Origin of the sequence: Scandinavium goeteborgense (genome assembly GCF_003935895.2) — a bacterium.
Taxonomy (GTDB): domain Bacteria; phylum Pseudomonadota; class Gammaproteobacteria; order Enterobacterales; family Enterobacteriaceae; genus Scandinavium; species Scandinavium goeteborgense.
Genome location: NZ_CP054058.1, coordinates 3,252,897 through 3,273,547 on the forward strand (window position 1 = coordinate 3,252,897; position 20,651 = coordinate 3,273,547).

A 20,651-nucleotide genomic window follows, 5' to 3' on the forward strand; every position below is an offset into this window, starting at 1 on the left:
GTCTAAACAACACCAACCTCACCGGCCCGGAGAACGGCAAGATGACTGAAAACCTGCAACTCGAAGCGCTCGTCGACGCCTGTCGCTGGATAGGCGCCAAAGGCTGGGCGCCCGCTACCGGCGGAAACATGTCCGTGCGCGAAGATGCCGACCGGTGCTGGCTGAGCGAGTCCGGCAAAGACAAAGGCAGCCTGACTGGCGACGATTTTTTGCAGGTGGATATCGCCACCAATCAGGCGCCGTCCGGGCGTAAGCCGTCTGCGGAAACCGGGCTTCATACCCTGATTTATCGCCTGTTCCCGGAAGCCGGCGCGGTACTGCACGTTCATACGGTGAATGCGACGGTGCTGTCCCGGGTCGAAAAATCCGCCGAGCTGGTGCTTCACGGCTACGAAATGCAAAAATCCCTGCGCGGCCAAAGCAGCCACCTCGACGACGTCTCCATTCCGGTGTTTGATAACGACCAGGATATTGACGCCCTCGCCCGCCGCATCGAACATTACGCTTCCGAGCGCCCGCTCAGTTACGGCTTTCTGCTGCGCGGCCACGGCCTGACCTGCTGGGGACGCGACGTTGCAGAAGCGCGTCGTCACCTCGAAGGGCTGGAATTTTTATTTGAATGCGAACTGCGCTTGCACCAACTGGAGAAACCATGATCCGCGCCATAGTGACCGACATTGAAGGCACCACCAGCGATATTCGCTTCGTCCATGACGTGCTGTTTCCCTATGCGCGCGAGCGCCTGGCGGCGTTTATCAGCGCGCAGCCGTTCGCCGAGCCGGTGAAATCAATTCTGGATAATCTGCGCGCAGAAATCGCCCAGCCGGACGCCACCGCAGAGGAACTCACACAAACCTTATTCGCGTTTATGGATGAAGATCGTAAATCCACGGCGCTGAAAGCGTTGCAAGGGCTGATCTGGCGCGACGGCTACATCAATGGTGATTTTACCGGCCATCTCTACCCGGATGTGTTGCCGACGCTGGAAAAGTGGAAGTCAGAAGGCATTGATCTGTATGTTTATTCCTCCGGCTCAGTCGCGGCACAAAAACTGTTATTTGGTTACAGCGACGAAGGTGATATTACTCATCTGTTCAGCGGGTATTTTGATACCCACGTCGGTGCAAAACGCGAAGTGCAGTCTTACCAAAATATTGCGGAGCAGATTGGCCAGTCGGCCGGGCAAATCCTGTTCCTCTCCGATATTCATCAGGAGCTGGACGCCGCCGCACAGGCCGGTTTTCGTACCGTGCAGTTAATTCGTGGCGATGGCGACACCGCCAGTCACCACCATCAGGTTTCCCGTTTCGATAAAATCCATCCGGAGCAAATTCCCTCATGAGCGCCCTGACTATTTTCTCTGATAAAAACGCCAGCGAACCAACCTGGCACAGCACCGACGGCCACGACATTCAGCAGCAGTTGAACGCGAAAGGCGTGCGCTTTGAGCGCTGGGAAGCCGACCGGGATCTGGGTGCCAACCCGACGCCGGAAACGGTGATTAATGCGTATCAGCACGCCATCGACAAACTGGTACAGGAAAAAGGTTATCAGAGCTGGGATGTGATCAGCCTGCGCGCCGATAACCCGCAGAAAGACGCGCTGCGGGCGAAGTTCCTGAATGAACATACTCACGGCGAAGACGAAGTGCGCTTCTTTGTCGAAGGCGCGGGGCTGTTCTGCCTGCATATCGGCGAGGAGGTGTATCAGGTGCTGTGTGAGAAAAACGATTTGATTTCGGTGCCCGCGGGTACGCCGCACTGGTTTGATATGGGTTCTGAGCCGAACTTCACCGCCATCCGTATTTTCGATAACCCCGAAGGCTGGATTGCGCAGTTCACCGGTAGTGAGATTGCGAGCGGGTATCCGACACTGGCGTAACGTTTTCCCCCTCTCCCTAACCCTCTCCCTCATGGAGAGGGAACTGTACGGCACGCTTTTCCCCCTCGCCCCTCTGGGAGAGGGCCGAGGTGAGGGGTTAGGTTTACTCCCTCTCCCCGTGGGAGAGGGCCGGGGTGAGGGGTTAGGTTTTCTCCCTCTCCCCGTGGGAGAGGGTCGGGGAGAGGGCATCAGGCCGCACCGTTGCCTAACGCTAATGAATGCACTATTTCCTTTATCTCCATCCCTACCAATCGCGCCAAATGCACAAACTCCACTACATCCAGCCGACGTTCGCCGCTTTCGACTTTGGCGATAAATGACTGAGGCTTGCCCAACGCCTCGGCAAGCTGTGCCTGTGTGATCCCATTTTCCTTTCGTGCTTTCTTTAGCGCATTGATGACACGCTGATATTCATCTGAGTAGACCGAGGCCATAAGTTCGATTCCGTTCAATTATCCTGAAATCGAATATCCTCTTGTTGTGTTTTTATCCCAAAACGGGATGGTTGAATGCATAACAACACCACTTAAGGAGAACATGATGTCCCATCGGAATTGGCACAATGCCGATATCATCGCCGCACTGAAGAAGCGTGGAACCAGCCTCGCCGCCTTGTCTCGCGAGGTTGGGCTATCGTCGTCAACATTGGCAAATGCACTCACACGCCCATGGCCGAAAGGAGAGTCAATTATTGCTCAAGCGTTGAATACCTCCCCGGAAAAGATGCACGGGCCTACAAAACCTGGAAAATACCTAAACCGTAGTCAAATTAGGCACCGATTGTGTCCCCGCTTGAAATCGCCGGGCTGTAGGCCAGATGACAAGGTCAGCCCGCCAGGGATGGCGGGCTGAGGCGAAACGAGACAGGAAGTCGAGTCGAGCCGGCCGCAGGCAGATGGCAGGAAGATCGGGCAGTGCGAAGCACCGATTTCTTGTGCGGGGTCGCGGGGATTGACAAGGGGTGCGCGATAGCTCCCCTTGTCCCGTTCACGTTCTCCACGGGGTGAAGAACCTGCCGAACATCGGGTGAACGGAACGATTCCACCGTAGCTAACCTCTCAACCCCTTCACATACACCACCAGCTGATCCAGCACGATCCCCCAGCCTTCATGAAAGCCCATCTGCTCATGGCGCTGACGGATTTCCGCCGTCGGATGCCGGGCAATCGCCGTGTAGCGCGTTTTGCCCTCGCCCGCATCTTCCAGCAGCAAAATCGCAGTCATGAATGGGTTTTCAGCCGGTTTCCAGCCTTCGGTATAACCATCGGTAAAGACCAGTTTTTTACCCGGGTCGATCTCCAGATACACGCCATGGTTGTGCATCTGCTGGCCGCCGACGTCAAAAATGGTGTTAAAACGCCCGCCGACGCGCAGGTCAATTTCACATTCGACCACCTTATGCGGCACGGGAATAAAGAAGTTTTTGATGTGCTCCGGCGTGGTCCAGCAGGTCCACAGCAGGTCGCGTGGCGCATCCACCACGCGCTCCAGTTTCAGGTCAGTATTCGGGTCAATCGTCACGATAATCACCTCTTTAAGGGAACCCCTTAAAGATAGACGACTCAGGCAAATTTCCCCGCTGCCACCTCTTCTGGCGTGACCACGCCGATGTCCAGCACCCAGCCGCTGATTAACGCCGCGGGAGTGACGTCGAACGCCGGGTTATACACGCGGGCATTTTCAGGCGCCCACTGCACTTCGCCGAAACTGCCCGCCACGCCGGTGACTTCCGCCGCCGCGCGCTGCTCAATCGGGATGGCTTCACCGTTCGCACAGTTCGGATCAAGCGTGGTCTGCGGGGCAGCGACATAGAACGGAATACCGTGGAATTTGGCTAGTACCGCCAGCGAATAGGTGCCGATTTTGTTTGCCACGTCGCCGTTGGCGGCGATGCGATCCGCCCCTACCCAAACGGCATCGACCTGCCCTTTCGCCATCAGACTGGCCGCCATCGAATCGGTAATCAGCTGATACGGCACGCCCAGTTCGCCCAGTTCCCACGCGGTGAGTCGCCCGCCCTGCAACAGCGGACGCGTTTCATCGACCCAGACGTTCGCGACGTTGCCCTGCTGATGAGCAAAATTAATCACGCCCAGCGCCGTTCCCACGCCCGCGGTCGCCAGCCCGCCGGTATTACAATGCGTCAGCAGACGGCTGCCGGGTTTCACCAGCTGGCTGCCCGCAATGGCGATGCGCTCGCAAAGCTGTTTGTCTTCCTCAATCAGCCGCAGCGCTTCTGCCACCAGCCCCGGAACGAAATCTTCCTGCGCCAGCGCCAGCTTCATGCGGTCGAGATTGTTCATCAGGTTGACCGCCGTCGGGCGCGACGCGCGCAGAGTTTCCAGCGCATTGAGCAGCGCATCACGGTTCAGGCCGCACTCCGCCAACAGCGCCAGCAACAGGCTGGCGGAAAGACCAATCAACGGCGCACCGCGCACTCGCAAGGCATGAATATGGCCGACCAGCGCCTCTACGCTGTTGGCGTCCAGCCAGCGTGAAGCCTGCGGTAGCGCCTGCTGATCCAGAATAAACAGCTGATTGTCGCGCACCCACAGGCTGGTGGTCTGTAATGTCTGCATATCGTTAAATCCCTGTTGCGTTGTTGTATCACATTGTGTCAGGATGAAATCCAGATGTATAGACGTCTGAATGGCTTTATTTCTGGTTATCTCATCACGAGAACATGAGGATCGAGGCAATGTCGCAATACCATACCTTCACAGCCCACGATGCCGTGGCTTATGCGCAACAATTTGGCGGCCTCGACGACCCGTCCGAGCTGGTTTCAGCGCAGGAGGTCGGCGACGGCAATCTCAACCTGGTGTTTAAAATCTTCGACACCCACGGTGTAAGCCGCGTGATCGTCAAACAGGCGCTACCCTACGTACGCTGCGTGGGCGAATCCTGGCCATTGACGTTGGATCGCGCTCGCCTCGAAGCACAGACGCTGGTCGAGCATTACCAGCACGCCCCGGAACACACGGTGAAAATCCACCATTTCGACGCCGAACTGGCGGTGATGGTGATGGAAGATTTATCCGACCATCGCATCTGGCGCGGCGAGCTGATTCAGGGCGCATACTACCCGCAGGCGGCGCAGCAACTCGGGCGCTACCTGGCGCGAACGCTGTTCCACACCAGCGATTTCTACCTGCATCCGCATCAGAAAAAGGCCCAGGTAGCGAATTTCATCAACCCGGAAATGTGCGAGATTACGGAAGATCTGTTTTTCAACGACCCGTATCAGGTGCACGAGCGCAATAATTATCCGGCAGAGATTGAAGCCGATGTGGTCGCCCTGCGCGCTGATGCCCAGCTGAAACTGGCGGTGGCTTCGCTCAAGCACCGCTTCTTCTCACAAGCGGAAGCGCTGCTGCACGGCGATATTCACAGCGGGTCGATTTTTGTCGCCGACGGCAGTCTGAAGGCGATCGACGCAGAGTTTGGTTATTTCGGTCCGATCGGTTTTGACATCGGCACGGCGGTGGGCAACCTGCTGCTGAACTACTGCGGCTTGCCAGGCCAGCTAGGCATTCGCGATGCCGCCGCCGGACGCGAGCAGCGTCTGGCCGATATTCAGGAGCTGTGGAACACCTTTGCCGAACATTTCCAGGCGCTGGCGACGGAAAAAACCCAGGATGCCGCGCTGGCTTACCCGGGTTATGCGAGCGAGTTTCTGAAAAAGGTGTGGCACGACGCAGTGGGTTTCTGCGGCACTGAACTGATTCGCCGCAGCGTCGGGTTGTCTCACGTGGCGGATATCGAGACCATCAAAGACGACACCATGCGCCATGCGTGTTTACGCCATGCGATTTTGCTGGGGCGCGCGCTGATTGTGTTGGCGGATAGGATTGACAGTGCAGATGAGCTGATTGCGCGAGTTCGGCAGTACAGTTAAGCATTTCCCCTCACCCCCTTTAGGATGAGGGGAAACACATCCCCTGGTTTAATTTACGGCTTATTCTTCGCTTCCAGCGTAGCAAACCACGGTGCGACGAAATCTTCGGTCTGGCCCCAGCTTGGGACGATTTTGCCCAGGCTTGCCACGTTCACCGCGCCCGGCTGCGCTGCCAGCAGCGCCTGCGGGATCGCCGCCGCTTTGAAATCATAGGTCGCAGGCGTTGGCTCGCCGGCGATTTTATTGGCAATCAGGCGCACGTTGGTGGCACCAATCAGTTTCGGGTCCACCGCCACACTCACTTTCCACGGGCTGTTCGCCTCACGCATCAGCTGTAAATCCTGGTTGGAAACGTCGATGCTATAGAGTTTAATTTCGGTGCGACCGTTCTCTTTCAGCGCCTTATACGCGCCCTGGCTGAACGCATCCCAGGTGCCCCAGATAGCGTCGATTTTGCCTTTCGGATACTTCGCCAGCACTGCGCCGACTTTATTGGCGGTGTCACCCTGCACATCAGAAGAAACCGCCCCGATAGACTCCAGTTCGTGAATGCCCGGGTTCTGCTTCAGCAGCGTCTGGTAACGCGTCTGGCGGCGTTCCATCGGCGGGAATCCGGCGACCCACAGCTTGATGATGTTGGCTTTGCCATTGAAGTCCTTCACCAACTGGCCGAAAGAGAGATCGGTCAGCGAGCCGTCATCCTGCTGGGTGACGGTCACGCCCGGGATTTCGCCTTTTACCGCGGTGTCGAACACCGCCACTTTGATGCCCGCATCAACTGCTTTTTTCACCAGTTCGGTGGAGTACGGGTCACGGCCCTGCGACAGGATGATCCCGTCATATTTCTGGCTGATGGCCTGGTTGACGAAGTCCTGGAATTTGGCGTCGTCGCCGTTGCTCAGAAAAGTGCTGACTTTGAATCCGAGCTTTTTGCCTTCCTGAATAGCACCGGAAACGAACTGCGTGGTGTTGTCGTCCGAACCGAGGTTACGCACAATCGCGATACGAATCGGGCCGCTGTGGTTGGCGATCGCCGCCGGAACCGGGGTTGGCGTTTCAGCATAGGCGGCAACGGAATTGAGCAACCCGAGCGCGATGAGTGACAGCGTGATTTTTTTCATTTTGTTTACCCTGATTGTTGTTATGTCTGAGTTGTTGTTATGTGCGAAGCGTTATGTCCGGCGCTGGAAATAGGTCAGAGCCAGCGCGCCTGCCAGCACCAGACCTTTGATGATGTCCATCGCGTAGTACGGTACCGACAGCATCACCAGCCCGTTCGACAGCACGCCAAGAATCACCGCCCCCACTAACGTGCCGAGCGCGTTGGGTTTACCCGATCCTGCCAGCGAGAAGCCAATCCACGCAGCCGCGACCGCATCCATCAGGTAGCCGCTGCCCGCGTTCACCTGCGACGAGCCGATGCGCGACGCCAGCAGAATGCCGCCCAGTCCGGCGAGCAGCGAGGCAATCACGTACGCCGCCACTTTGTAACGCGTGGTGCGAAGCCCCGACAGGCGCGCCGCTTCCGGGTTGCCGCCAATCGCGTACATCCGCCGCCCGTGGGTGGTCAGCGAGAGCACCAGCTGCGCCACCACCGTGACCACCAGCATGATAATCACAATGGTCGGCACCTGACCGAGCAGGCCAAACGCCGCCGGGATCGTGCCTTCCGCCATATCGCCGCTCGGCAGTACCATGTTTTCGGTTATCGAGCCGCCGAAGCTGTAGGTCGCCGCCACGCCCTGCACCACGAACAAACTGGCGAGTGTCGCGAGCATGTCGGGAATACGCAGAATGACAATTAAAAAGGCGTTAAACAGCCCCACCAGGGTGCACAGCAGCAGCGTGACCACAATCGCTTCGGTGGTGCCGAAGCCGTGCCAGACGAACAGCGAAATCACCAGCGCATTTGCCAGCGACGCGGTCGAACCGACGGACAAATCAAAGCCGCCGACGGTGAGTGAAATTGACACACCGACGGCAATCACCGTCACGATGGCAATCGAACGCAGGATGTTGATGATGTTGAACGGATCGAGGAAGTTATCCGACGCGAGGCCAAAAATCGCCACCAGCGCCACCACGGTCAGCAACATGCCCCACTTATAGAGAAAATCGAAAAACTGCTGACGGCCCGATGCCGTCGCTTTAACTGTCAGGGCCTTGCTCACGACGCCGCTCCTCCGGTGGAGTAATAAAGTAGGGTTTCTTCGCGGGCCTCAGCGCCCGCCACTTCTGCCACAATGCGTCCGTCCCACAGCACGCAGATCCGGTCGCATAAGCCGACCAGCTCCGCAAATTCGCCGGAGGCGTAAATCACGCCTTTGCCTTCGCGGGCCAGGCCGTCAATCAGGTTGAACAAATCGGTTTTGGCTTTGACGTCCACGCCTTTGGTCGGCTCGTCAAAAATCAGTACATTGGCATTGCCGCGCAGCCATTTGCCAATCGCCACTTTTTGCTGATTACCGCCCGACAACCTGCGCAGCGTCTGCGACGGGCCGGTGGTGCGAATGCCGATGCGGGCGATGACTTCTTCCGCCCAGCGCCAGGCTTTTCGATGCCCGAACAGGCTCCAGCGGGAAAAGCTGTTATCGGCCCCCACCGCCAGATTCATGCCGATCGACTCATCGATGAAAATGCCCTCTTTGCGCCGCTCTTCCGGCACCAGTGCCAGCCCGCGTAGCACCGAATCTGCCGGGTCACGTGGCCGCCACGGCTGCCCGTTCAGCTCAGCACGATCAACGCGGCTTTTACTGGCACCAAACAGCGCCTTGCACAGTTCGGTTTTTCCGGCCCCCGCCAGCCCGGCGATGCCCAAAATTTCGCCTTTGCGCAGCCGCAAAGAGATGTCCTGCAACAGGTGTTCGTCGTGTAGCCCATCGACCTGCAACACCACGTCGTCGCTGTAGGCCGGGCGCGCCGGGGGGAAAATATCGGTCAGCTCGTGGCCCAACATTTTTTCGACAATCTGCTCACCGGTCAGCGCTGCCATCGGCCCACTTTCGATTAAGCGCCCGTCGCGCAGCACCGTCAGGGTGTCGCAAATGGCTTTTAATTCGTGAATGCGGTGAGAGATAAACACCACGCCAATGCCCTGCTGTTGCAGGCGTCTGACCACCGTAAACAGGCGCTCGCTTTCGTGGCTGTCGAGCGGGGCGGTCGGCTCGTCGAGGATCAGAAAACGGCAGTGGTGCGACAGCGCGCGCGCCAGCAAAATTTGCTGTTTCTCCGCCAGAGAACAGCTGTCGATGGGGCGCTTCACATCGAGTTGCACGTCGAGCTGCGCCAGGGCCGCTTTCGCCTGCTGACGCACCTGCCGCCAGCTGAAGCGGTATCCCGGCCCGGCCAGATGGTCGAGCATGATGTTCTCGGCCACCGACAGGCCCGGCACCAGCGCCACGTCCACTTCCTGCTGCACCAGATGAATACCGGTTTTTTTGGCATCGCGCGGCGAGCGAATATTCACCGGCTGATTGTCGAGCAGGATCTCGCCCTCATAGTGATCGTACGTGCCGCACAGCACCGCCATCAGCGTCGACTTGCCTGCGCCGTTGGCCCCTGTCAGGGCGTGCACCGACCCGCCGGTGAGGGTAAAGGTCACCTGCGTCAGAGCTTTGAAACCGGAAAAGGCCAGGCTGATGTCGCGCATCTCGAGGCGATTATCTACCATTCGCTGCAAACCCCTATAATTAGCCATCCAGACACCTAGACATATTTCAGGCTAACGATAATACACAGATCAATAACAAATGAGCAACAGTGATATTAATCTGGTCGCTGGGCTGAGCGAGCGCTATACCTAATGAGGGTTCTCATCCGAAGACTCATCACAACATCTGGGGCAACTATGCATATCTCTCTGACAGGTAAACGCGCGCTGGTGACGGGTGCCAGCCGCGGGCTTGGGCGTGCAATTGCGCTTTCACTGGCACAAGCGGGCGCTGACGTGGTTATCACTTACGAAAAATCAGCCGACAAGGCGCAGGCGGTGGCGGAAGAGATCCGCGCGCTGGGCCGTAAAGGCCATGCGATTCAGGCAGACAGCAGCAATGCACAGGCCATCGTGCAGGCGGTGAATGAGTCAGCGGAAACCTTGGGTGGGCTGGATATTCTGGTCAATAACGCCGGGATAGCCCGCGACGGCCCACTGGAATCCATGTCGCTGGAGGATATTGATGCGGTGATTGGGGTGAACATTCGCGGGGTGGTGATTGCGACTCAGGCCGCGCTGGCCCATCTGGGTCAGGGTGGACGAATCATTAATATCGGCAGTTGTCTGGCGAACCGTGTGTCGTTTGGCGGCATCTCGGTCTATGCGATGAGTAAATCGGCGCTGAACTCGTTCACCCGTGGACTGGCCCGTGATTTAGGCCCGAAAGGCATCACCGTCAATCTGGTGCATCCCGGCCCAACCGACAGCGACATGAACCCGGCCGACGGCGAACAGGCCGAGGGCCAGCGCCAGCAAATTGCGATTGGCCATTACGGTAAACCGGAAGATATCGCCGCCGCCGTCACGTTCCTCGTCAGCCCCGCCGCCGGACAAATCACCGGCACTGGCCTGGACGTTGATGGGGGTCTGAACGCCTGACGCTAACAGCACTTCGCGCCGCCTTTCCCGCCGTAGCGTGCATCCTGGCGTTCACGGAAAAACTCTTCGTAGGTCATGGGCGTCTGATCCGGATGGGTCAGGCGCACATGCGCGACGTAGTTATCGTAGTCAGGCACGCCAATCATCATTTTGGCCGCCTGGCCGAGGTATTTTCCGGCTTTTGATAGTGTGTCGAACATAGAAAACTCCTCTGCGTTTTTTTCCCCGTCTCCCTAACCCTCTCCCTCAGGGAGAGGGAATATTCTTTTCTCCCTCTCCTGCGGTGCAGAGGGTAGCGTTTTTCTCCCTCTCCCCGTGGGAGAGGGCCGGGGTGAGGGGCAACCCAACTTAATGCGCGCTCTTCGCCTGCGCCACAATCTGCTCTACATCTTCAGGCATCCGCTCGTACGGCGTCTCTTTGGCGGTCGGCTTGTCTTCCTTCAGCGCCGCCAGCGCGGTTTTCAGCGAATAGAGCGCCAGCACCACGACCACCACCATAAAGAAGATAGTCAGCCCGGCATCGAGCCGGTTATTGAACACCAACTGCGACAGCTGAGACTCGGTGTACTGCGCCGGGATCTTACCGCTGTCGATCATCGCCTGGAATTTGTTAGCAATGGCGAGGAAACCGACTTTGGTATCCGCGCTAAACGCTTTCTGCCAGCCCGCCGCCAGGGTACAAATCAGCAGCCACGCGGTCGGCACCAGGGCCACCCAGGCGTAACGCTGACGTTTCATTTTGAACAACACCACCGCACACAGCATCAGCGCCATTCCGGCCAGCATCTGGTTGGCGATGCCAAACAGCGGCCACAGGGTGTTAATGCCGCCTAACGGATCGACCACGCCCTGATGCAGGAAGTAGCCCCAGGCCAGCACGCACAGCGCCGTTGCCAGCAGGTTCGCGGGCAGCGAATCGGTGCGTTTCAGGTTCGGGCTGATAACGCCGAGCAGGTCCTGCAACATAAAGCGGGCCGCGCGCGTACCGGCATCGACCGCCGTCAGAATAAACAGCGCTTCAAACAAAATCGCAAAGTGATACCAGAATGAGACGTCCATCAGCCCGCCCAGCGACCCGTGCAGGATGTACGCCATGCCGACTGCCAGCGTCGGTGCCCCGCCCGCGCGGGAAATAATCGACTGCTCGCCGACTTCTTTTGCAATCTGCGTGAGCGTATCCGGCGTGACCACAAAGCCCCAACTGCTGACCACCTGCGCGGCAGACGCCACCACGTCGGTGGTTCCCGCCGGAGCCAGCACCGCCATCGGGCTGTTCATCGCGAAGTAAACGCCCGGGTCGATAATACAGGCCGCCACCAGCGCCATGATCGCCACGAAGGATTCCATCAGCATCCCGCCGTAGCCGATAAAGCAGGCCTGGCCTTCATTCGCCAGCATCTTCGGCGTAGTCCCGGAGGCAATCAGGGCATGGAAACCCGATACCGCCCCGCAGGCGATAGTGATAAACAGGAACGGGAACAGGCTGCCGGTCCAGACCGGGCCGGTGCCGTCGATAAATTTAGTCAGCGCAGGCATGGTCAGCGTCGGACGCAGGATCAGAATGCCCACAGCCAGGCCAAGTATGGTGCCGATTTTCAGGAAGGTTGACAGGTAATCACGCGGAGCCAGCAGCAGCCACACCGGCAGTACCGCCGCCACGAAACCGTAACCCACCAGCATCCAGGTCAACTGCACGCCGGTGAAATCAAACCACGGTGCCCACGTCGGGCTCGCCGCGACCCAGCCGCCCGAGATAATAGCGAACACCAGCATGACCAGACCCATCACCGACACTTCGCCAATGCGACCGGGGCGCAGATAGCGAATGTAGATCCCCATGAAAATCGCCAGCGGAATGGTGAAGGCCACGGTGTACGTTCCCCACGGGCTGTGGGTCAGGGCTTTCACCACGATCATCGCCAGCACCGCGAGGATGATGACCATAATCATAAAGGTGGCGATCAGCGCGATAACGCCCGCGGTGGCACCCATTTCCTCTTTCACCAGCTCGCCGAGCGAACGCCCGTCGCGACGGGTGGAGACAAACAGCACCATAAAGTCCTGCACCGCCCCGGCGAGCACCACGCCCGCCAGGATCCAGATCATCCCCGGCAGATAGCCCATTTGCGCCGCCAGCACCGGGCCGACCAACGGCCCCGCGCCGGCAATCGCCGCAAAATGGTGACCGAACAGCACTTTTTTGTCGGTCGGAACGTAGTCGAGCCCGTCATTATGGCGCACAGCTGGCGTCATCCGCGTCGGGTCCACCGCCAGCACTTTTTTAGCGATGAACAGGCCGTAAAAACGGTAGGCGATGAGATAAACACAGACTGCCGCCACGACAATCCATAAGGCATTTATCTGTTCACCACGATTGAGCGCAATATAGCCAAGGGCGAAGGCTCCCACGATCGAGAGAACGGCCCATATCAGGTATTTCCCTGGGTTGTTCATGGTCTAATTCCGTCAGTGAGGGGGAAGATGTTACATTTTGTATCTATAACACCCCTTCCGGATTTAACAACCTGATAACCGAGGAAAAGGGAGATGAGGCGAGGGATTTACATGACATTGTTAAGCGGATCACTGTCTGGTGGCGGGCGGGGTTTTGGCGGTGGCGAGTGGTTTCCCCCTCTCTCCCCTGCCCTCTCCCACTGTACAGTCCCCTCTCCCTGTGGGAGAAGGTTAGGGAGAGGGCATCAGCCCGCACAAGAACAAAACTACCCCAGTACCATCGTACTCAGCCGACACGTACAGCAGCGCCGCCCTTGCTCGTTGAAAACCACAATCTCCCAACTTTGGGTCTGCTTACCGAGATGCAGCGGCTGGCACACGCCGCGCACTTTCCCTTGCGATACCGCCCGGTGATGGGTGGCGTTCAGCTCCATTCCCACCACGCACTGGCCTTCACGGGTCATCAGATACCCCGCCATCGACCCCAGCGTTTCCGCCAGCGCGGCCGATGCGCCGCCGTGCAGCAGGCCAAACGGCTGATGCGTCCGCGTATCCACCGGCATTTCGGCCTCCAGCGTGTCGTCGCCAAGCCGGGTATACACGATGCCCAGATGCGCCACCATCGTCGCCGCACTGGTGGCGTTCAACTCTTCAAGCGATAGATGTCGAATCCAGATCATCACGCCCCCAGCGTCGAGCCGCCATCCACCACGATATCCTGCAACGTGATGTGGCTGGCGCTATCCGAGGCGAGGAACAGAATGGTGCTGGCTATTTCCTGCGGGCGCGCAATTTTGCCCAGCGGAATGCCGAGCTTAAACTGCTCGCCGAAACCGCGAATACGCTGCTGCTCAGCGTCGTCACTGACCCACAGCGTGCGCTGCATATCGGTGTCGGTCGACCCCGGTGAAACCAGATTACAGCGCACGCCGCTGGCCGAAAGCTCCAGCCCGACGGTCAGCGCGAGGCTTTTCAGCGCCGCTTTCGACGCGCCGTACGCGCTCATGCCGATGCGCGGCGTGTGCGCGGCATCCGATGCGACGGTGACAATCGCGCCGCCCTGCTGCTGACGAAACGTCGCCATCGTCTGCTGGAACAGGTTGAACGCGCCGCCAACGTTAACCGCAAACGTCTGCTGCCAGTCGGCCTGGCTCAGGGTATCCGTGGCACCCATGCGCAAAATCCCGGCGGCATTGACCAGCACGTCGAGACGCGCCAGATCGTGCAGCAGCGGCGCACAAACCAGCATCACCTGCTGCGGGTCCGCCACGTCCATTTTCACCGTGGCGAACGGATAGTCGGCCTGGTCAAATGCCAGATCAAACCCAGTCACCTCTGCGCCCGCCTCGACAAACGCCCGCGCGGTGGCGTAGCCAATGCCTTTGCCCGCCCCGGTTACCCAGACGGTTTTGCCGTGAAAATCGAATCCGGCCATCACTGCACCTCGCGGGACAGCAGCGCCCACCAGGCATCAATCGTCGGGTTCTTGGCTAACATCACAAAGTCGATGTCAGCGTGAACTTTGCGCCAGCGCGCCGCCAGGGCCATCATCCGGACCGAATCCAGACCGTAATCAATCAGGTTTTCGTCATCCAGCGGCTCGTCGGATTCATCCAGCAGCGGCAGAATAATTGCCCGCAGCGCCTCTTTTGACGCTGGCAGTGGCAGCAGTTCTTCGGTCATCACTACGCGACCGGAACGACCCGCGACGTATTTCAGCGACATCAAATGCTCTTCGCGGCTGAAATCCGCCAGCGCATCGGCAACAAAGAACGGTTTGATGTCACGCATAAACGCGTCGGTGGCAGTGGTCATGCAGCCGATGTGCGCGTAAACGCCGGTGATAATCAGTTGATTACGCTCGGTCTCCTTCAGCATCTCTTCCAGCGGCGAACGGTGGAACGCGCTGTAGCGCCATTTCACCAGCACGGTATCGGCTTCGTCCGGTGCCAGGGCGGCAATCACGCGCTGTTGCTCCGGCGAGCGGGTCAGACCTGGCCCCCACATGTCGTTCAGCAACGCACGGTCTTCGTCGCTCTGCTCTTTCGGCTGGGCGGTGTAATAGACCGGAATGTTGTGCTTTTTGGCAAAGTCGCGAAGGGCTTTAATGTTCGCCACCACGGTTTCCATCATCGCGCTGTTTTCACCCCAAAAATTGAGGAAATACTCCTGCATATCGTGGATCAGCAGCGCCGCGCGGGCAGGCTCAAAGGCCCAGTCCACTTTGTTGGCCGGAATATCAGCGGCGGTGGGCAGTGCGTAGGCCTGCAGTTTTGGAATTGCCATACTCTTCTCCTTCAGGCCAGGGCGCGGTTCGCAATCCACTGACGTAATTGTTTTTTATCGACTTTCCCGACCGGCGTCAGCGGCAGTGCATCCACGCATTCCACGCGGTCCGGCAGTTTGAATTCTGCGACGCCCTGTTCGCGCAGGAAGCGGCGTACCGCGACCGCCCGCAACGGCGTTTTGGTGACCAGATACGCACAGCTTTTTTCGCCGAGCAGGCTGTCTTCCATGCTGACCAGCGCCGCATGAATCACCTCGTCGTGGCGCAGCAGCAGGTTTTCGACCTCTTCAGCGGCGATCTTCTCGCCCCCACGGTTGATCTGATCTTTCTCGCGCCCCTGCACCGTGATGTAGCCGTGCTCGTCGATCGAAATCAGATCGCCGGAGCCGTAAAATCCATTGGCGTCAAAGGCACTGGCGTTGTGCTCGGGGCTTTTGTAATAGCCGCGGAAGGTGTACGGCCCGCGAGTCATCAGCCGTCCCACTTCACCGCGCGGCAACGGATTGCCGTCGGCATCGGCCACCCACACTTCGTCGTCGGGCGACATCGGGCAGCCCTGGGTGTGGATGATGCGTTCCGGTGAATCGTCGAGGCGGGTGTAGTTCACCAGCCCTTCTGCCATGCCAAAGACCTGCTGCAACTGGCAGCCAATTTCCGCCGGGATCCGCGCCGCCAGCGTGGCGGACAAACGCGCGCCGCCCACTTGCAGCAGCGTCAGGGAAGCTAACTGCGCCTGGCTGTTGTCGTCGTGAATCGCCTGGAGCCACAGGCTCACCGCCGGAGGCACCAGCGCCGCGACGGTAATCTGATGCTGTTCAATCAGCGGGAAACAGAGCGTGGCGCTTGGGTCCGTCGCCAGAATCACGCAGCCCTGAGCGAGGAAAACGCCGAGCGCGCCGGGGGAACTCAAGGCGTAGTTATGCGCCGCAGGCAGCGCACACAGGTAGCGCGTGTTGTGGTCAAAGCGGCAAATCTCATTGCTGCGGCGAATGCTGTAGGCGTAGTCGTTGTGAGTGCGCGGGATCAGCTTCGGCGTCCCGGTGCTGCCGCCGGACAGCTGGAAGAAAGCCACTTCCCCTGCGCCAGTCGGCGTCGCCACGAAATTATCAGCCGGATGCGCAATCGCCGCCGCCAGGCTGTGTTCGCCGTCGTCGTTACGCAGCAAAACGACGCGTACGGAACGGTGCTCATCGACGAAGGCGTTGAGAAACACGTCGTCGGTAAACAGCGCATGCTGGCGATCGGCAATCAACATCGCCGGTTCGATTTGCGCGGCATAGGCCTGCAGTTCGCTACGCTGATGGCTGAACAGCGCATTCACCGGGGCCACGCCGATGCGCAGTAAAGCGAAAAAGGTGACATAAAATTCTGCCACGTTGCCCAGCTGCACCAGCGCGGTATCGCCCGTTTTCAGCCCCTGACGCTGCAACGACGACGCGAGGTTATCCACCTGCACGTTGAGTTCTCGATAGCTAAAACGACGATCGCCGTCGATCACCGCCACGCTGTCGCTGTCTGCGTGACGCGTCAGAAAGTCGGTCAGCGGTCGATCCTGCCAGTAGCCCTTCTGGCGATAACGGGCCGCTAAATCGTCCGGCCAGGGCGTAAATGCAACACTCATTATCAATCCTTAATTGAGGCCAAACACGTTCAGCATGGTGGTGAGTTTGACGCCGGTTTCGCGCCATTCGCCGAGCGGCGAAGAGGCAGGCACGATGCCCGCGCCGGCAAACAGGCGAATGTGGTTGGCGCGCACTTTCGCACAGCGGATGGTGACCACCCATTCGCCGTTGCCTTCGGCGTCGCACCAGCCGACGATCCCGCCGAACAGCTCGCGCTCGAACGGCTCCAGTTCGGCGATCAATTGTTTGGCAACGTCATGCGGGAAGCCGCTCAGCGCCGGGGTTGGATGCAGCAAACAGGCCAGCGACAGCGCGTTTTCATCGGCTTTCGCTTCGCCTTCAATCGGCGTCGCCAGATGCCACAGCGTCGGGGTGGTGATCAGCTGCGGGGAGGACGGCAGCGACAGCATTTCACTGCGCGGCATCAGAACATTCTTCATCGCCTGGGTCACTAAATCGTGCTCGTGACGATCTTTCTGCGAGGCCAGCAGACGGTTGCCCGCCTCCCGGTCGAGCACGTTATCCGGCTGACGACGGGCAGAACCCGCCAGCGGCAGCGAGCTGAAATGCGAGCCCTCTTTGCGCAGCAGCAGTTCCGGGCTCGCGCCCAGCAACACGCCGCCGTCGGGTAGCGGCACGTGGAAGTTGAAGCTCGCCGGGTTCTGCGCAATCAGGCGTTCCAGCAGCGCGCCGGTGTCCACATTCACGTCGGTGGTCAGTTCAATCAGACGTGACAGCACCACTTTGTCGACTTTCGGCGTGGCGGTCAGCTCCGCAGCGCTCGCCACCATTGCCATAAACAGATCCTGCTCAGGAATTTCCTGACGTGCCTGAACTTGCATCGGTTTGATGCTGGCGGCGTACGGCGCGGAGTGCTGTTTGGCGGTGCGGGAAAACGCGTCGCTGCGTTGAGGAATGAACAGCGCGGAAGGCTGCGTGGTATCAAACGGAATGGCACCGACCAACATCGGGCGGGCGATCCCGGCCATTTTGGCGTCAGCAAACGCGCTGGCGAGGGTGCGCTGGAACGCGCCCGTCAGATCTTCACCGCCTTCCACGGGCTGTTCGATACGACGAAAACAGCCGGAGGTGGTGAAACTGCGGTACGGCGACATAAAAAAGAAGCTATCAGGTGACAGCGTTGGTGCGACTTCCTGCCCGGCCTCAGCCAGTGACGTTTCCATATCATCCTCCAAAACGATAAAGATATTACGAATAATTATCATTTATATTTTGGTCCGGTAAGCTAAAAGTAAAACGTCCCATTGTCAACGTCAGACTGATCATCCGACTTGCATCTGTGGCACACTGAAGTGAAAATGAGATTCATTAACATCAACAGAACAGGACTTTGACGTCGTGAAATTCCCCGTTTTCTTCCGTAACACCCTGCTGTTTTCCGGGCTTTGCCTTTTAGGATTAACCTCAGCCCTGGCGGCAGACTGGCCACGTCAGGTCACCGACAGCCGCGGCGCGCATACGCTGGAACACAAACCGCTGCGCATTGTCTCCACCAGCGTGACTCTCACCGGCTCACTGTTGGCGATTGACGCACCGGTAGTCGCCAGCGGGGCGACCACGCCGAACAACCGCGTGGCCGACGAGCAGGGTTTTCTGCGTCAATGGGGCGACGTGGCGAAACAGCGTAAGCTCGCCCGGCTGTATATCGGGGAGCCCAACGCCGAAGCGGTTGCCGCGCAGATGCCAGATTTAATCCTGATCAGCGCCACCGGCGGGGATTCTGCGCTGGCGCTGTACGACCAGCTGTCGACCATCGCCCCGACGCTTATCATCAACTACGACGACCAGAGCTGGCAGGGTTTGCTGACTCAGCTAGGGGCCATCACCGGGCAGGAAAAACAGGCCGCCGAACGCATCGCGGAATTTGATAAGCAGTTGGCGACGCTCAAGCAGCAGATGAAACTGCCGCCGCAGCCGGTCAGCGCGCTGGTGTACACCGCCGCCGCGCACAGCGCCAACCTGTGGACCCCGGAGTCCGCGCAGGGCAAGTTGCTGCAACAGTTGGGCTTCACCCTCGCGCCGCTGCCCGCCGGGCTGCACACCAGCCAGAGTCAGGGCAAACGTCATGACATTATTCAGCTCGGTGGGGAAAATCTGGCGGAAGGCCTGAACGGTCAGTCGCTGTTTGTGTTTGCCGGGGATCAGAAAGATACCGACGCGATTGAAGCGAATCCGCTGCTGTCGCACCTCTCCGCCGTGCAGAACAAGCGGGTGTATGCCCTCGGCACCGAAACGTTCCGCCTCGATTATTACAGCGCGATGCGGGTGTTGCAGCGCTTCGAAACGTTGTTTGGCTGATGACATTGCGGCGCACATTGCCCGGTGGCGGCGCTGCCTTACCGGCCTACATGACGTGTTTGGCTGACCACATTGCCCGGTGGCGGCGTTGCCTTACCGGGCCTACATGCCGTGTTTGGCTGACCGCATTGCCCGGGGGCGGCGCTGCCTTACCGGGCCTACATGGCGTGTTTGGCTGACCGCATTGCCCGGTGGCGGCCTTGCCTTACCGGGCCTACATGGCGTGTTTGGCTGAACGCATTGCCCGGTGGCGGCGCAAGCTTGCCGGGCCTACGGAATGTGCCATGTAGGCCCGGCAAGCTTGCGCCGCCGGGCACATTCCACCGCACTAAACCGTGGCCGTTTCCTGCCGGAAGCGGCGCAACTCGCCGAGCAACAACACCAATATCACGCCGACAATCGCCAATGCCCATCCGCTGGCGGATGCCGCCGCGACCGGGGTGAGCATCGCGCCGAAACCACCTAAAATCGCCGCGCCGATGGCATCGCCAGTAACGTTCTGCGCCGTCCACAGGCCGTTAATGCGCCCGAGCATCGCTTCCGGGGTTTGCGTCTGAATCAGGGTGTATTGCAGCAGCGAACTGATGGCGCTCAGCCAGCCAAACAGCGCCAGACACAGCGCGCCCAGCGCCCACACCGGCATCAGGCTGAACATCCCAATCGCCACAAACGCGCCTACCGTGGTGAGCAACATGATTTGCCCCGGCTTTTCGCTGCGCGCCAAATTGCCGCTGGTCAGCGCGCCAAACGCCGCGCCAAGCGGGATCGCCGCATACAGCACACCGATTTGCGCCGCCGACATCTGCCAGCTCATCGCCAGCGCCGGGTATAGCACGCGCACCGCACTGGCCATGGTTAGCAGCGCGCCGAGCAGCGCGATGCCGCCAATCAGCGGGCTGTTAAACAGGAATCGTAGCCCGGCCATCAGGGATTTCAGCGGATGCTCGCGCGGCTGCGGCGGGGGTGGCAATTGCGGCAGGCGCAGCAATGTCAGGGTGGTGATAAAGGTCCCAAGTGCCGCCAGCAAGTAGTTCCAGGAGAAACCGCCGCTCGCCAGCAGTAGCCCGCCGACCATTGGCGAAATCACCGAACCGAGGCGCACGGTGAGCATCGTAATCGCTCCCGCCTGCATCAGGTTTTCACGCCCGACCAGCGCAGGCGTCGCCGCCAACAGCGCGGTCACGCCAATCGAGGCAAACAGCCCGTCCCAAATGCCGAGCAGATAAATCGCCAGCAGCGAAGGCTCTGGCAACATCGCGTTCAGCCACAGACCGAGAAAGCCAATGCCGCAGGTGCCGCGCGCCAGCAGGATCAGCTTTTTGCGCTCATAGCGATCAGCCAGCACGCCGCCGAGCATCAGGCCGATAAACATCGCCCCGCCGGTGAGCGTCACCGCCAGCCCGACGTGCCAGGTGGAATGGGTCAGCGACTGGATTTGTACCGGCACGGCAACGCCGAGCAGGCCAAGAGAAAGAATGGAGATAAAACGGGCGATAAAGACGGCGCGAAACGCCGGATGTGTCTTGAGCAGGCTGAGATTTAGCAGCCAGGATTGTCTTTGCATGACAGGACCTTCAACGAACTTTCGGTACCATTTCC

Annotated in this window: 21 protein-coding genes; 7 read left to right on the forward strand and 14 right to left on the reverse strand. The window is 59.3% G+C overall.

The genetic code is table 11. The features are described 5' to 3' along the window. The first annotated feature begins 41 nt into the window (after positions 1-41). Genes A8O29_RS16515 through A8O29_RS16525 form a run of 3 tightly spaced genes read left to right on the forward strand, consistent with a single transcriptional unit; the run spans position 42 to position 1,881 of the window. Positions 42-656, forward strand: coding sequence for a methylthioribulose 1-phosphate dehydratase (locus tag A8O29_RS16515; RefSeq protein ID WP_125355664.1), 615 nt, complete (start codon positions 42-44; stop codon positions 654-656). After that, on the forward strand, positions 653-1,342 hold the full coding sequence (gene mtnC / locus A8O29_RS16520; RefSeq protein WP_125355662.1) for an acireductone synthase: 690 nt from the start codon (positions 653-655) through the stop codon (positions 1,340-1,342). Before A8O29_RS16515 ends, mtnC begins: the two co-directional genes overlap by 4 nt. Next, positions 1,339-1,881, forward strand: coding sequence for a 1,2-dihydroxy-3-keto-5-methylthiopentene dioxygenase (locus tag A8O29_RS16525; RefSeq protein WP_125355660.1), 543 nt, complete (start codon positions 1,339-1,341; stop codon positions 1,879-1,881). Before mtnC ends, A8O29_RS16525 begins: the two co-directional genes overlap by 4 nt. A 188-nt stretch (positions 1,882-2,069) precedes the next feature. Here A8O29_RS16525 and A8O29_RS16530 read toward each other — a convergent pair whose 3' ends face one another. Further along, positions 2,070-2,315, reverse strand: a complete 246-nt coding sequence (locus A8O29_RS16530) for a helix-turn-helix transcriptional regulator (RefSeq protein ID WP_125355993.1) — start codon at positions 2,313-2,315, stop codon at positions 2,070-2,072. Between the two features lie 106 nt (positions 2,316-2,421). Between A8O29_RS16530 and A8O29_RS16535 the strand changes: the two genes are divergently transcribed. Next, complete coding sequence (locus A8O29_RS16535) at positions 2,422-2,733, forward strand: helix-turn-helix domain-containing protein (protein ID WP_125355995.1); 312 nt, start codon at positions 2,422-2,424, stop codon at positions 2,731-2,733. Between the two features lie 198 nt (positions 2,734-2,931). Here A8O29_RS16535 and A8O29_RS16540 read toward each other — a convergent pair whose 3' ends face one another. Together A8O29_RS16540 and mtnA are read right to left on the reverse strand one after the other, a co-directional pair. Further along, a complete protein-coding gene (locus A8O29_RS16540; protein ID WP_174081372.1) occupies positions 2,932-3,402 on the reverse strand; it encodes an SRPBCC family protein in 471 nt (156 codons plus the stop codon). 41 nt (positions 3,403-3,443) lie between these two features. Next, positions 3,444-4,460 (reverse strand): S-methyl-5-thioribose-1-phosphate isomerase, encoded by a 1,017-nt coding sequence (gene mtnA / locus A8O29_RS16545; RefSeq protein ID WP_174081373.1) that lies wholly within the window; start codon positions 4,458-4,460, stop codon positions 3,444-3,446. Between the two features lie 119 nt (positions 4,461-4,579). On the opposite strand from mtnA, the gene mtnK reads away from it, so the two are divergent. Then, positions 4,580-5,779, forward strand: a complete 1,200-nt coding sequence (gene mtnK / locus A8O29_RS16550) for an S-methyl-5-thioribose kinase (protein ID WP_174081374.1) — start codon at positions 4,580-4,582, stop codon at positions 5,777-5,779. Positions 5,780-5,832: 53 nt separating this feature from the next. Here mtnK and A8O29_RS16555 read toward each other — a convergent pair whose 3' ends face one another. From A8O29_RS16555 to A8O29_RS16565, 3 genes are read right to left on the reverse strand one after another with little or no spacing between them, the layout of a single operon-like run. Continuing rightward, a complete protein-coding gene (locus tag A8O29_RS16555; RefSeq protein ID WP_174081375.1) occupies positions 5,833-6,900 on the reverse strand; it encodes a sugar ABC transporter substrate-binding protein in 1,068 nt (355 codons plus the stop codon). A 51-nt stretch (positions 6,901-6,951) separates the two neighbouring features. Continuing rightward, positions 6,952-7,950, reverse strand: coding sequence for an ABC transporter permease (locus A8O29_RS16560; RefSeq protein WP_159464309.1), 999 nt, complete (start codon positions 7,948-7,950; stop codon positions 6,952-6,954). Continuing rightward, a complete protein-coding gene (locus A8O29_RS16565; RefSeq protein WP_174081376.1) occupies positions 7,947-9,449 on the reverse strand; it encodes a sugar ABC transporter ATP-binding protein in 1,503 nt (500 codons plus the stop codon). Before A8O29_RS16565 ends, A8O29_RS16560 begins: the two co-directional genes overlap by 4 nt. Positions 9,450-9,626: 177 nt before the next feature. Between A8O29_RS16565 and A8O29_RS16570 the strand changes: the two genes are divergently transcribed. Next, positions 9,627-10,370: a 3-oxoacyl-ACP reductase family protein gene (locus tag A8O29_RS16570; RefSeq protein WP_174081377.1), complete on the forward strand. Its 744-nt coding sequence runs from the start codon at positions 9,627-9,629 to the stop codon at positions 10,368-10,370. A 2-nt stretch (positions 10,371-10,372) separates the two neighbouring features. On the opposite strand, the gene A8O29_RS16575 is transcribed toward A8O29_RS16570, so the two are convergent. The 7 genes from A8O29_RS16575 to entC all read right to left on the reverse strand — a co-directional run bounded on the left by A8O29_RS16575 (position 10,373) and on the right by entC (position 17,917). After that, positions 10,373-10,570, reverse strand: coding sequence for a YbdD/YjiX family protein (locus A8O29_RS16575; protein ID WP_110511097.1), 198 nt, complete (start codon positions 10,568-10,570; stop codon positions 10,373-10,375). Between the two features lie 148 nt (positions 10,571-10,718). After that, entirely contained in the window at positions 10,719-12,824 is a 2,106-nt protein-coding gene (cstA, locus tag A8O29_RS16580) for a pyruvate/proton symporter CstA (RefSeq protein ID WP_174081378.1), read from the reverse strand. Positions 12,825-13,090: 266 nt separating this feature from the next. Beyond that, the gene (gene entH / locus A8O29_RS16585) at positions 13,091-13,504 is read right to left on the reverse strand and encodes a proofreading thioesterase EntH (protein WP_125352760.1); all 414 of its coding nucleotides are present in this window, start codon (positions 13,502-13,504) and stop codon (positions 13,091-13,093) included. Next, the gene (entA, locus tag A8O29_RS16590) at positions 13,504-14,259 is read right to left on the reverse strand and encodes a 2,3-dihydro-2,3-dihydroxybenzoate dehydrogenase EntA (protein WP_125352762.1); all 756 of its coding nucleotides are present in this window, start codon (positions 14,257-14,259) and stop codon (positions 13,504-13,506) included. Before entA ends, entH begins: the two co-directional genes overlap by 1 nt. Further along, positions 14,259-15,110: an isochorismatase gene (locus tag A8O29_RS16595; protein ID WP_125352764.1), complete on the reverse strand. Its 852-nt coding sequence runs from the start codon at positions 15,108-15,110 to the stop codon at positions 14,259-14,261. Before A8O29_RS16595 ends, entA begins: the two co-directional genes overlap by 1 nt. An 11-nt stretch (positions 15,111-15,121) precedes the next feature. Next, a complete protein-coding gene (gene entE, locus A8O29_RS16600) occupies positions 15,122-16,732 on the reverse strand; it encodes a (2,3-dihydroxybenzoyl)adenylate synthase EntE (protein WP_125352766.1) in 1,611 nt (536 codons plus the stop codon). Positions 16,733-16,741: 9 nt separating this feature from the next. Then, positions 16,742-17,917, reverse strand: a complete 1,176-nt coding sequence (entC, locus tag A8O29_RS16605) for an isochorismate synthase EntC (protein WP_174081379.1) — start codon at positions 17,915-17,917, stop codon at positions 16,742-16,744. Positions 17,918-18,092: 175 nt separating this feature from the next. Between entC and fepB the strand changes: the two genes are divergently transcribed. Next, positions 18,093-19,052, forward strand: coding sequence for a Fe2+-enterobactin ABC transporter substrate-binding protein (fepB, locus tag A8O29_RS16610; protein ID WP_125352768.1), 960 nt, complete (start codon positions 18,093-18,095; stop codon positions 19,050-19,052). A gap of 328 nt (positions 19,053-19,380) precedes the next feature. Here the strand turns inward: fepB and entS are convergent, their stop codons facing one another. After that, positions 19,381-20,616 (reverse strand): enterobactin transporter EntS, encoded by a 1,236-nt coding sequence (gene entS / locus A8O29_RS16615; RefSeq protein WP_125353040.1) that lies wholly within the window; start codon positions 20,614-20,616, stop codon positions 19,381-19,383. Positions 20,617-20,651: the final 35 nt, after the last annotated feature.